Source organism: Brevibacillus sp. MCWH (assembly GCF_013096935.1).
Lineage (GTDB): Bacteria > Bacillota > Bacilli > Brevibacillales > Brevibacillaceae > Brevibacillus > Brevibacillus aydinogluensis.
In genome coordinates this window covers 1-10,546 of record NZ_SDLF01000036.1, presented here as the reverse complement: position 1 = coordinate 10,546, position 10,546 = coordinate 1, and the positions used below count along the sequence as shown (strand labels likewise).

Sequence of the window (10,546 nt, the reverse complement as noted above, 5' to 3'; positions counted from 1 at the left end):
CAGGACTTTGCCGCCGGCTTCCTTCAGATTCCGCCTCACGGCGGACACCCTTGCCTTAAGCTAACGGTTGGTACAGCCAACCCCCGTTCGGGACTTTCACCCTATAGCTACCGCCCATGCCGGGCGCCCCGAAACAAGCGCGGGTCAGCGTTGGCTTTCCCGCGCTTGTTGTTTTTGATTGGTGCTCAGACCGGGCCGATCGACGGCCAGGCCAGCTCGACGCCTTCCCGCACCAGGAGCCGCTGAAAATCGGCCAAATCCTGCGGCATGTTGCGGACAGCGCGGGGGGAAATCCCCCGCTCGAGGCAGTAGCCGGCCAGAAAGCCGGCCGCTTCGCCGATATTCCACTCCACGGGGTGGAGCCGGAAGCAGCCGTTGGTAATGTGCGTGACCCCCGCATTCTTGCAGGCCGGCAGCAGATTCTCCATCCGGAGGGGAATCAGGCAGCCAAGCGGAATCTGGAACGGCAGGGAGGGAATGTACAGGTAGTTCCGGCCGCCCGTGCTGGGATGCAGGTCGATCCGGTAGCAGCCCACGCCGACGGAATCTTCGAACGTCTCTGCCTTGCCGTCTGGGCGGCACGCCGGACTGACGTGCTGTTCGAGCACGGTAAACTCCGCCCGGATCCGTCGGGATTCGCGGATGTAGGGGGACATGGCAAATCCGTCGTCCGTTCCAAGGACGTCCCGGCGCAGGCGCAGTCCGGGATATCCCTGTTTGCCGTCGGGCCTGGGCGCTTCCGTCTGCATCCAGTACAAGAGCGACAGGCTGAGCTGTTTCGCCTGATGCAGATGGCGCGTCCGCTCGTCCTCGCTGACGTCGATGATCGGGCCGAGCCAGTAGTCGTTTTGCGGCCAGTTGACCAGCGTGACGCTGCTCGGGTACAAACCTGCAGTGAAGTTGTCCTTGTCCGCAATCTGCCGGTAGCGAAACAGCGAGAAGCGGTCCGTCCCCGGAAACAGCTCGTAGCGAACGGGTTCATGGGTATCCGGCTTGACGCCTGTCCAGCTCAGCAGCTTGTCCGGCCAGAAATCGGGCTGGTAGTTCCGCCAGAACTCATACCTGGCCGGTTTGTCGATCGTATGGTCTTCCCCTTCCAGATAGTCCATCGCAAACACATACGTGAACGACTGCATGTCCATCGGCTGCGGGTTCCCTTCCAGCGCATGGGGTTCGCCCGTTTCGCTGACGGATTCCGCTCCGGTCACGTATTCGACACCGGCCAGCGGCAGCAGGTCGCCGCACTCCGTCGCGTCGAGAAAATAAGGAGCCGCCAGTTCCACGCGATCCCCCGTCTCCAGATGGGTGACGGTCGCGGAGACGATCCGGTCTCCCACGGTGCGGGCCGCCGCAAGCCTGTGCCGGACGAGTATGGTCACCCTGCCGCTGTTGACGTACGGAGCCAGCATCTGGTGCAGAACGGCCAGCGCCACTTTCGGTTCATGACAGAGGCGGCTGACCGATCCGTTTCCCGGGTTGAGGTACGGGACGGCTCTCGCCGCTTCCGTAAGCGGATAAACATCGCGGTAATAGCGGCGCACGCCGTCGCGAAACGCCCGGTAACTGCGGGTACAGCCGAACTGTTCGATCCAGGGGTGTTCATCCGGCGGAACGGCCTGGCTGGTGAGCTGCCCGCCGATCCAGGATGTTTCTTCCGTCATGACGACGGTTCTGCCCAGTTTGGCAGCGGCCAAGGCAGCCGCACAGCCGCCCACGCCCCCGCCGATGATGACCAGGTCGGCATGAAGTTCCCGTATCATGTGCCTGCACTCCTTCCGCTTCGTTCACAAAATTGCTTTTAACTCCATTTTTGAAAGAATTTGTTATTTTTCTATTGTATGAGATGGGCTTCCGGGTGGCAAGGCAACCATACAGGAACATGCCGCCAAACGAGCGTCTGTTCACGAATGCTTCACAAACGGACACAGACGGGAAGTGTCGCGCCTGCTTTCGTTTGCCGACTGTGCGAAGTAATGATAAAATAGTTCGTGGTTTTTGCCGTTTTTTTCAAAAAAAGGAGGGAATATCTTGATGGATTTTGGAGCAGTAGCGTTAGAGTACCATTCTTTTTTCATGATCGTCCCCCTGCTGCTGACGCTCGCCTTTTACGGGTTCATCGTGTACGTTCTCGTCAGCCTGCTCCGCTTCATGAAGCAAAAAACGGAAAGCGACCGGGAACGCAACGCCAAGCTGGGCGAGCTGATCAGCTTGCTGCGTGAGACGAATGTCGGGCGCCTCAAAAACGAACAGGTTGATGAGAACCGATGAAAAAACAAATCTTGTCACTGCTTCATGAGGCGGGACTGTCCCGCTACGCGGAGCGCTTTGAACCGCTCATCCGCCCTTCATTCCGAATATTCACGCATCCTGTGGACGAGGAAGCGCTGGAGCGGGCCGACTTTTCCCTCGTCGTTTGCATCGATCAGTACCACTAAGCTGGACGATCGTAACAGGCTGCCCCGCCAGTGGGGACCGGCCGTCGAACGGCCCCCGCGAAAACAGACACTGTCGGGGCAATCGCGTCAGATGTCCCAAAAGGCCCGGGGGTTCTCCAGAAAGCGGCGGGTCAGTTGGTAGTGCTCCGTCTCTTCATAGCGGACCTCTGTCAGCGGTGATGTGTCGAAGCTGAGGATGCGGGCGCCCGGAAAGCCCATCAGGATTGGCGAGTGGGTGGCGATGAGAAACTGGGCTCCTTCCTCCACCAACTCCTGCATCAGGTACAAAAACGCGATCTGCCGCATCGGCGAGAGGGCTGCCTCCGGCTCGTCCAAAAGGTAGATGCCTTTGCCGCGAAAGCGGTGGGCAAACAGCGAGAAAAACGACTCCCCGTGCGACTGCTCATGCAGCGACCGCCCCCCGTAGCTGCGATACCCGGTGGGATAGTCTTTCTCCACCTCGTCGATGTGGCTGGCAAACTGGTAAAAGCTCTCCGCGCGCAGAAAAAAGCCGTTGGTCACCTTTGGACGCCAGGAAAGGAGGACATAATCGCCCAGAGCCGCCTCTGCCCGGTCTACGTGGTAAAGGTTGTTACGGCTGCCGCCGGCGGTGTGAAAACCGCACTGGTAAGCCACCGCCTCCAAAAGCGTCGACTTGCCGGAGCCGTTTTCGCCGATAAAAAAGGTGACGCTGCTGGTCAAGGGGATTTCCTCCACACCCTGGTACGCAGGCAGGCTAAACGGGTACCCCCCTTTTGCGGGAAACAGCTCCCTGCGCAGGATAATGGCATGCAAATACATATATCTCTCCTCCACTCTCACGTTTCCCCGCTTCCTGGCCGATACTTCCAGTAAGGAGGGAGTGCGGTGAACAAGGCACAATTTCTCCAGGAAAAAAGCGCGTTTCACATGACCTATCCGGACAAGAGTGACCTCGCCTTTTACCGATGGTTCGTCGAACGGCATCCCGACCTTGCCATTGGCTGGTACCATCTCGGCCGCGAACGGGAGATGCGAAACGAAATAGACGAGGCGCTGGCCGCGTACCGCCAGGCGCTGCACGCCAAACACGGCCCTTACTCGGAAGAAGCGGCCGCGGCCTATCAGGACCTGCTGCGCAAACGCCGGCGGGGGTTGTGGGCCGGCAGAATCCGCCTGCTGCTCGCCTCCCTTTTGTTTTTCCACGCTCAATTTGCCTTTTCACCGGGGCTTTTGTCTGAGCCGGATAAGGCTGCTTCGACAGGCGCCGCATTTACTAATGGAAAGAACGCATCCGGCCAGGAGCGGCCGCACGTGGAAGTGATCGCCGTACCGGCCGGCACGGACGGCAAGCAGCTGCGCCATCACGTGTACGACTATGTGAGCGGGCGGCGTACAGCGCTCAAACAGCCGTACACGGTGCTGGTTGTCCCTGAAGTGACGGGAGCGCCGCTGTTTACGCCGCTGTTGTTTTACCGGCCGGGAGAACTGCACGGTCTGTTGCGGTATGACCCCGTCAGCCGCACCGTCTTGAGCCAGCAGTGGTTTGACCGTCCCTGCGCCTGCGATCAGCATCCGGCGGTGCGGACGGCCAAGCTCCAACTCGCAGAAGAACAGCGCACGCTGGAACACCTGCTGATCCTGCGCAGCGCCCTGTACCGCCACTACCAACGAAAAGGGAGCCTGCCCCAGAAGCTGAGCGATCTGGCTGGCGCCTATCCCGGCAACGCCCTGCCGGACATTCCTCCGACGCCCGCCTGGTACGGAGCCACGGACTGGGCATACCAGCCGGCTGCATTTCGCCGGGAAGCGGCCTGGGAAAGCATGCGCCACGTCGTCCCGCTGCGCGGCTATCCGGAGCCGTCGGTGCCGCTCGCGCCGCTGCAGATCCACGTCCACCTGGACTCGCACGCGATGACGCTGACCAGCGGACCGCACCTCGTCCGGCGCTATCCGATCGCCATCGGCAAAAACGGCTCGACGCCGGCAGGTTACTTTTCCGTACTGCAAAAAATCAGCAATCCCCGCGGTCCCGATGATATCTACGGAACGCGCGGCCTGATTTTTCAGCAGAACGGCTACGCCATCCACGGCACCAACCATCCCGCCAGCATCGGCCAGTCGGTCTCGCTTGGCTGCATCCGTCTGCACAACCGGGACGTCGAGGAACTGTATACGTTTGTCGCGCCAGGAACGGAAGTGATCATCTCCGCCCATGCCGCTCCCGTGCCCCGGTGGGCCAACCCGGCAGCGTTTGTCCTGCCAGCAGGCCGCGACGAGGAAACGCCCCGCGTCGTCTATCATTGGCTTCATTAACAGGATGGACGAACATGCTGCTGTCCCAATCCGGAATGGGGGCAGAGGCTCTCCTGCATCCGGTGGACAGAAAACAGGCGAACCGTCGGCAAAAAAGCGCGCTCCCGCTGCGGGAACGCGCTTTGCTTATTCTTCCATATGGCTCAGGGATTCTTCTTCCTGTTCTTCTTCCGGATTCCACTGATCCAGCACTTTGCCCTGCAGGACTTTGCCTTTGATAAACTCCACCTGCTGGCTGCTGAATTCGTTCGTCCACGCGATCCCCAACTCTTCGGCCAGACGGACGACAGTCAGCAGTTCGGACCACGCCACGTAGCGTTTATACCAGAAGAACTGGGGCTGTTCGTTCATATACGGATACAAATCGTCAAAATCGGTGTGTTTACAGTCGAGAGCACGTTCAAAATTTACCTTGGCCCGCCGCAACTGCTCTACAAAAAACGCCTGCAAATCCACTTGTGCGAAGTCTGTCATAGACCGTCCCTCCTGTCTCCCGATTTATGTGTATTGTACCACGCGGGAGAGGAAGTGCAAATAGTCGAAAATATGCTAACTGTTCAGCAGATTTCCACTGTCAGCGGTTGCGGCCGTTTCCTGGCGAGTGCCTGCCGCCTCCCGCATCTTCGGGCGGCGGCGGCGGCAGCTCAATGCCGTTCGGGGGCAATTGCTGGCCGTTTGGTTGGACGATATCCGGCGGAATCACCGGCGTTTCGCCGCCAGAAGGCTGATCGTCTGCAGGCTGACCGGTTCCGTCCTGTCCCTCTGTTCCGGTGGACGGGTACTGGCCGTTTCCTCCCTCGACCGTGCCGTCGTCCTCATGCGTGCCGCTGTCGTCGTGGTGCTCCCCTTCCTGCAGCAGCTGCTCCAATTGCTTCGTGTTGATTTCAGCGATGTTGGACGGCTCCAGTTCCCTGCCATCCGCATCGCGGGGAACGACGACATACTTGTACATGACCGGAGAGTCCAGCGTATCCACGTGCCTGTTATCCTTCACTCCGGCGGCGATCAACTGGCGATTGTCCGGATTGTCCGGAGATACGCGGTACACGTCGTACGTATAGTCGTCATCCCCGCCGGACCAGGTCAATATCACTTTCAGCGAGTTGCCTTCCAGGGTCAGGTCGGCGGAGAGGTGCACGGAAGCAGCCTCTTTTTTCTCCTCTTCGTACCGCTTCATGCCTGCCGGCGGTTCAAAATCCCGTACCGGTTCTCCTTTCAGGCCTTTTTTCAGGACAGTGGCGAACATTTTGGCCGTCAGACTGCTGCCCTCGCGCATCAGGTGCTGGGCATCTTCCTTGTCATAGCCCATCCAGACCGCGCCTACGTACTCCGGCGTGTACCCGACGAACCAGGCGTCCTTGTTGACGCTGCTGTTGCCGATGAGGGACTGCGTCGTCCCGGTTTTTCCGGCAACGTGGCGGCCGGAAATCCGCGCGTTGCGTCCCGTCCCTTCCTTGACCGCACGCTCCAACATGGTGTGTACCTTCCATGCCGTTTCCGGTTTGATCACCTGCTCCTGTTTCGGCTGGTAAACTTTCTGGATGCCGCCCCGTTCGTTCTCCATTCGCTCGATCACGTGCGCTTCAGACACCACCCCGCTGTTGGGGAAAGCCGTGTACGCCTGCGCCATTTTCAACGGCGACGTCCCTTTGTCCAGACCGCCCAGCGCGATCGCCAGGTTGCGGTCTTTTTCCGACAGGTTAATGCCGAATTTTTCCAGATACTTCAACGAGGTCCCGATGCCGATTTCGTTCAGCAGCCAGACCGCCGGCACGTTCAACGAATCGATCACAGCGCGGGTCATGCTGACGGAATCGCTGTACTTGTTGTTGTAGTTTCGCGGCTCGTAGCCGTTGAAATCCTGCCGCTTGTTGGAGAGCGACGAATTAGGGCCCCATTTGGAATCCGAATCGATTGCCGGCGCGTAAACGGCCAGCGGCTTGAACGACGAACCAGGCTGGCGCTGCATGTCGGTCGCCAGGTTGAAGCCTTTTGGCTTGTAATCGCGGCCGCCCATCATTGCGGCGATGCCGCCGGTTTTGGCGTCGATGACGATCATCGCTGACTCCACGGCCCGCTGCGGCCCCGGTTTCGGGAAGTTGGCCGGGTTGTCATACGCCTCCACCATGGCGTCCTGCATTTTCGGGTTGAACGTGGTGTAAATCTTCCAGCCGCCGCGGTACAGATCCTCTTCCGTAACGTCGTACTTCGCCTCGGCCTCACGGATCACGTAGTCGTAAAACGCCCGGTAGCCTTTTTTCAACCCGCCGCCTGCCTTCGTCTCATCGGTCTCTTCCGGCACCGGTTTGGCTTGGGCCGTCACCTTTTGCTCCTGGGTGATGAAGCCTTGCTCGCTCATCAGGCGCAGCACGGTGTCGCGGCGCAATTTCGCCTTGTCCGGATTGTTAAACGGCGAGTAGGTGGTCGGCGCTTTCGGAATGGCCGCCAGCATGGCCGACTCGTGCAGATCGAGCTGGGTTACATCTTTGTCAAAATAGCGCTGGGCGGCGTCACCCACGCCGTAGGCGCCTTCCCCGAAGTAAATCTGGTTCAGGTACATCTCCAGAATCTGATCCTTGGAATATCGGCGTTCCAAGGCCATAGCGATGCAGACTTCCTTCGTCTTGCGCCAAAACGTCTGTTCCAGGGAGAGGAATACTCGTCGTGCGAGCTGCTGCGTGATCGTACTGCCCCCTTCCGCGAGCGACCCCTTGCGGATGTCGTTGATGATCGCGCCGCCGATCCGGAACATGTCCACGCCTTTGTGCTCAAAGAAGCGACGGTCTTCTGTTGCGATAAAGGCGTTGATCAAATGATCCGGCATCTGGGTGAGCGGTACGTATTTGGTGTTCTTTTCACGCAGCAGTTTCGTGATTTCATTACCGTCTTTGTCATAAATCACCGTAGGCTCCGATTTCAGTGCCTCCAGTTTCTGTATCTGCGTTTCAATCATTTTTTCACCGGCGTACAGCAAGACAAAGTATCCGCCGATGACGCTGAAGATTAGAAAGACCGTAAAGGATACGGCAAACATCAGCAATTTCTTCTTTTTCTTCTTCCCTCGTTGCTTGGCCTTTGTTGCCATGAATGACCTCCTGGTTACTTTCTCTCTCCCACATCATATAGACGGAACCTTTTCAAAAAAGTTTCTGTCCGCCCCCCGTCTATGATTCCATATCTGCGCCCGTTTGTCACTGGAAAAAGCCTGTCTCCCAAGGAGAACAGGCTTTTTCACGCAATAAGAGTATTTACAAAAAGGGATCGTTACTTGAGCAGCTTTTCCGCTTCTGCCACCACGTTGTCCACGGTAAAACCGTACTCTGTCATGATCCGTTCGCCCGGAGCGGATGCGCCAAACTGGTTGATGCCCAGCACTTTGCCGCCGTCGCCGACATAGCGCTCCCAGCCCAGCGGAGAGGCCATTTCCACAGCCAGACGGGCTTTTACCGTCGGCGGGATCACGGCGTCGCGGTACTCCTGCGGCTGCCGTTCAAACAGCTCCCAGCTCGGCATGGAGACAACGCGCGCCTGAATGCCTTTGGCGGCCAGCACTTCGCGAGCCTGCATGCAGAGGGAGACTTCGGAACCGGTGGCGATCAGGACGAGCTGCGGGTTGCCGTCCGGCGCGTCGGCCAGTACGTAGGCCCCTTTGCCTACCCCTTCAGCAGCCTTCTCGATCGTTTCGTTGAGCACCGGCAGGTTTTGACGCGTCAGCACCAGGATGACTGGCTCATCCGTGCGGGAGATGGCGTACTTCCACGCTTCATTGGTCTCCACGGCGTCGGCCGGACGCAGCACTGTGAGACCCGGCATCGCCCGCAGCGAAGCGAGCTGTTCGATCGGCTCGTGCGTCGGTCCGTCTTCCCCGACGGCGATCGAGTCGTGCGTGAAGACGTAGACCACCGGCTGCTTCATCAGCGCGGACAGGCGGATGGCCGGACGCAGGTAATCGGAGAAGACGAAGAACGTGCCGCCGTATACCTTCAGTCCGCCGTGCAGCGCCATCCCGTTGAGGGCAGCTCCCATCGCAAACTCGCGCACACCAAACCAGATGTTGCGGCCGTCGTAGCTGCCCGGCAGGAAGTTCCCCGCCTCTTTGATCATGGTGTTGTTGGAGTGAGCCAGGTCAGCGGAACCGCCGAACAGGTACGGAACCGTTTTGGCCAACGCGTTGATCGCATTGCCGGATGCAGCGCGGGTGGCCAGCTTGGTTCCCGCTTCGTAGGTCGGCAGTTGGCTGTCCCAACCAGCCGGCAGTTGACCGTCCGCAGCCGTCTGGAACTGACGGGCCAGCTCCGGATACGCCTTGGCGTATTCGGCAAAGCGTTCGCGCCATGCCGCTTCCGCTTGTTCACCTGCTGCCGCCAGTTTGGCGTAGTAGTCGGCTACTTCCGCAGGAACGTGGAATTCTGCGTCATGCGGCCACTGGTAGTTTGCCTTGGTCAGCTTCACTTCTTCCTTGCCCAGCGGTGCGCCGTGGGACGCGTTGGAGCCGCCTTTGTTCGGGCTGCCGTAACCGATCACCGTCTTTACCTCGATCAGGGTCGGGCGATCCAGATCCTGCTTCGCTTCGGCGATGGCCGCCTCGATCGCCGCCAGATCGTTGCCGTCCTCGACGCGCAGGTACTGCCAGCCGTACGCCTGGTAGCGCTGCGCCACATTTTCCGAGAAGGAACGGGACAGCTCGCCGTCAAGCGAAATGTCGTTGGAATCGTAGAGCACGATCAGCTTGCCCAGCTTCAGGTGGCCGGCCAGCGAAGAGGCCTCGCTGGAGACGCCCTCCATCAAATCGCCGTCGCCGCAGATGACGTAGGTGTAGTGGTCGACGATGTCAAACCCGTCGCGGTTGTAGACAGCCGCCAAGTGCTTCTCCGCCATCGCCATCCCGACAGCCATGGCAATCCCCTGACCCAGCGGACCGGTCGTCGCGTCCACGCCGGGCGTGTGACCGTACTCCGGATGGCCTGGAGTCTTGCTGCCCCATTGGCGGAAGTTATGTATGTCTTCCAACGAAACATCGTATTTCATCAGGTGCAGCATGGCGTATAATAGCATTGAACCATGTCCCGCAGACAGCACGAAGCGGTCCCGGTTGATCCATTGCGGATTGCGCGGGTTTACCTTCATAAAACGGCTCCACAAGACATGCGCCATCGGTGCCGCTCCCATCGGCATCCCCGGGTGGCCGGAGTTGGCTTTTTCGATAGCGTCAATGGCCAGCGTGCGGATCGTGTTGATCGCCAGTTGATCGACAGACGTGTGCTGAGTCATCAAGCAAATCCTCCCTGCGTTTTTTTACGGGTAAACGACGAACCAATTATAGCACAGTTCGGCGGCACAATCATGTCCGACGTGGAAAAAGGAGGTGGTCCGGGTTGATGTCGACCCTGTATCTGATCATCGGCATCGTATTGGGACTGGCCGGTTTCGGCATGCTGTTTTACGCCATGTCAAACTCCCCGCTGAAGCAAAAACGGGATCAGGCGCTGCGGAAAAAAAGCGCGGAGCAGCACCGGGGGGCAAAAGAAGTGCAGGGGGAGTGACTGCGCTCTTCCCAACAGCTCGGCCGGCACGCTGACTCAAAATAAATGAAAGCGGCTTCTTCAGCCGCTTCCAGATTGCAGACAAACTCCCTCGTTACCATTGGCAGTCGAGGGAGTTTTTGTCCTGTATGTATTCGAAAATGAAGCGAAAATGAAAGGCATTGTGCCTCCCTTTGCCTGCCTTCCATAGCCAATTGGCCAGTTTTTTTAAATTCATACAAGCAAAGACAAGCATCGCCTGCATTGTCACTTTTTTCAGTCCTCGCAAAGTGG

Annotated in this window: 9 protein-coding genes; 4 read left to right on the top strand and 5 right to left on the bottom strand. The window is 59.0% G+C overall.

The window, feature by feature from the left end; translation table 11 throughout:
• Positions 1 to 185: 185 nt before the first annotated feature.
• Complete coding sequence (locus tag ETC00_RS18885; protein ID WP_171567617.1) at positions 186 to 1,760, bottom strand: FAD-dependent oxidoreductase; 1,575 nt, start codon at positions 1,758 to 1,760, stop codon at positions 186 to 188.
• Positions 1,761 to 2,028: 268 nt separating this feature from the next.
• Here ETC00_RS18885 and ETC00_RS18880 point away from each other — a divergent pair, with 268 nt between their 5' ends.
• Both ETC00_RS18880 and ETC00_RS18875 read left to right on the top strand, forming a co-directional pair.
• Entirely contained in the window at positions 2,029 to 2,268 is a 240-nt protein-coding gene (locus ETC00_RS18880) for a hypothetical protein (RefSeq protein ID WP_371808920.1), read from the top strand.
• Complete coding sequence (locus ETC00_RS18875) at positions 2,265 to 2,435, top strand: hypothetical protein (protein ID WP_171567616.1); 171 nt, start codon at positions 2,265 to 2,267, stop codon at positions 2,433 to 2,435. Before ETC00_RS18880 ends, ETC00_RS18875 begins: the two co-directional genes overlap by 4 nt.
• An 87-nt stretch (positions 2,436 to 2,522) precedes the next feature.
• On the opposite strand, the gene ETC00_RS18870 is transcribed toward ETC00_RS18875, so the two are convergent.
• Complete coding sequence (locus ETC00_RS18870; protein WP_171567615.1) at positions 2,523 to 3,236, bottom strand: AAA family ATPase; 714 nt, start codon at positions 3,234 to 3,236, stop codon at positions 2,523 to 2,525.
• A 66-nt stretch (positions 3,237 to 3,302) separates the two neighbouring features.
• On the opposite strand from ETC00_RS18870, the gene ETC00_RS18865 reads away from it, so the two are divergent.
• Positions 3,303 to 4,730 (top strand): L,D-transpeptidase, encoded by a 1,428-nt coding sequence (locus tag ETC00_RS18865; protein WP_171567614.1) that lies wholly within the window; start codon positions 3,303 to 3,305, stop codon positions 4,728 to 4,730.
• 126 nt (positions 4,731 to 4,856) lie between these two features.
• On the opposite strand, the gene ETC00_RS18860 is transcribed toward ETC00_RS18865, so the two are convergent.
• The 3 genes from ETC00_RS18860 to tkt all read right to left on the bottom strand — a co-directional run bounded on the left by ETC00_RS18860 (position 4,857) and on the right by tkt (position 10,001).
• On the bottom strand, positions 4,857 to 5,204 hold the full coding sequence (locus ETC00_RS18860; protein ID WP_171567613.1) for a hypothetical protein: 348 nt from the start codon (positions 5,202 to 5,204) through the stop codon (positions 4,857 to 4,859).
• 100 nt (positions 5,205 to 5,304) lie between these two features.
• Positions 5,305 to 7,815, bottom strand: a complete 2,511-nt coding sequence (locus tag ETC00_RS18855; RefSeq protein ID WP_171567612.1) for a transglycosylase domain-containing protein — start codon at positions 7,813 to 7,815, stop codon at positions 5,305 to 5,307.
• Positions 7,816 to 7,994: 179 nt separating this feature from the next.
• Positions 7,995 to 10,001, bottom strand: coding sequence for a transketolase (tkt, locus tag ETC00_RS18850; RefSeq protein ID WP_171567611.1), 2,007 nt, complete (start codon positions 9,999 to 10,001; stop codon positions 7,995 to 7,997).
• Positions 10,002 to 10,105: 104 nt separating this feature from the next.
• Between tkt and ETC00_RS18845 the strand changes: the two genes are divergently transcribed.
• A complete protein-coding gene (locus tag ETC00_RS18845) occupies positions 10,106 to 10,273 on the top strand; it encodes a hypothetical protein (protein ID WP_171567610.1) in 168 nt (55 codons plus the stop codon).
• Positions 10,274 to 10,546 lie beyond the last annotated feature (273 nt).

What these genes read in the sequence shown, in the direction of transcription:
- ETC00_RS18885 (WP_171567617.1), bottom strand. Translation starts at nt 1,760, where the DNA reads ATGATACGGGAACTTCATGCCGACCTGGTCATCATCGGCGGGGGCGTG.
- ETC00_RS18875 (WP_171567616.1), top strand. Translation starts at nt 2,265, where the DNA reads ATGAAAAAACAAATCTTGTCACTGCTTCATGAGGCGGGACTGTCCCGC.
- ETC00_RS18870 (WP_171567615.1), bottom strand. Translation starts at nt 3,236, where the DNA reads ATGTATTTGCATGCCATTATCCTGCGCAGGGAGCTGTTTCCCGCAAAA.
- ETC00_RS18860 (WP_171567613.1), bottom strand. Translation starts at nt 5,204, where the DNA reads ATGACAGACTTCGCACAAGTGGATTTGCAGGCGTTTTTTGTAGAGCAG.
- ETC00_RS18855 (WP_171567612.1), bottom strand. Translation starts at nt 7,815, where the DNA reads ATGGCAACAAAGGCCAAGCAACGAGGGAAGAAGAAAAAGAAGAAATTG.
- tkt (WP_171567611.1), bottom strand. Translation starts at nt 10,001, where the DNA reads ATGACTCAGCACACGTCTGTCGATCAACTGGCGATCAACACGATCCGC.